We start from the raw sequence: 1,184 nt of genomic DNA, 5'->3' as shown, positions 1-1,184 counted from the left end.
GTTTATCCCCGCTGGCGCGGGGAACACTTGCTATGGCGTTGGCGCACTGAATATCGGTGCGGTTTATCCCCGCTGGCGCGGGGAACACTAATCCTGGTCGCCCACGCGGATCCGGTCCCGCGGTTTATCCCCGCTGGCGCGGGGAACACGATAAGGACATTGCCGATGATATTATTAAAAGCGGTTTATCCCCGCTGGCGCGGGGAACACACCATAGTGCGGTTCAACAATAACGATCGATCCGGTTTATCCCCGCTGGCGCGGGGAACACTACCCGCTGGCGCTGCGTATCGGGCGCTATGTCGGTTTATCCCCGCTGGCGCGGGGAACACAAGAGGTGATCCGGTTTAACCCGTATGCGCTGCGGTTTATCCCCGCTGGCGCGGGGAACACGGTGCCAAAGTCTTCCCACACCGGGGCGTCGACGGTTTATCCCCGCTGGCGCGGGGAACACGCAGAAAGCATGCACAACTTCGACCGTGAAAACGGTTTATCCCCGCTGGCGCGGGGAACACAAAAAGACATCCGTTCGCCTGCTCTACCCAATCGGTTTATCCCCGCTGGCGCGGGGAACACTTCCAGGTGTAGATCATGCTCTGGTTCAGGCCCGGTTTATCCCCGCTGGCGCGGGGAACACCACCGTTACCCGATAGTGATCAGGCCGGCGCCCGGTTTATCCCCGCTGGCGCGGGGAACACACCGCCACGCAACTGACCACGCCAGCGGTTTACGGTTTATCCCCGCTGGCGCGGGGAACACCTGCGGGCTTTTGTTCTTATATTCCTCCGTTCCGGTTTATCCCCGCTGGCGCGGGGAACATGCTTTTTGCCACACAACACGGTAACAAACCACCGGTTTATCCCCGCTGGCGCGGGGAACACTTACGCCAGCGCGCGGCCTTACGTTTAATCCGCGGTTTATCCCCGCTGGCGCGGGGAACACGAATTGTCTCTAATTTAGTAAATGAATATTCACGGTTTATCCCCGCTGGCGCGGGGAACACCGTCACCTCGTAGCGGAGGCGCACACGCAGAGCGGTTTATCCCCGCTGGCGCGGGGAACACGTCGAAATGTTCCAGGATGCTGTCGTCCTGTACGGTTTATCCCCGCTGGCGCGGGGAACACAGCTCCTGGCCCAGTATCTGGAAGAGGAGCACCGGTTTATCCCCGCTGGCGCGGGGAAC

At 60.7% G+C, this 1,184-nt stretch carries 1 CRISPR repeat array.

Annotated features, from left to right (window positions below):
* Positions 1–59 precede the first annotated feature (59 nt).
* Positions 60–1,125: a CRISPR direct-repeat array (repeat unit 29 nt; unit sequence CGGTTTATCCCCGCTGGCGCGGGGAACAC).
* Positions 1,126–1,184: the final 59 nt, after the last annotated feature.

Source organism: Klebsiella sp. MS 92-3, from assembly GCF_000195655.1.
In the GTDB taxonomy this organism is placed as follows: Bacteria; Pseudomonadota; Gammaproteobacteria; order Enterobacterales; family Enterobacteriaceae; genus Klebsiella; species Klebsiella pneumoniae.
This window is presented reverse-complemented; position numbering and strand designations above follow the sequence as displayed.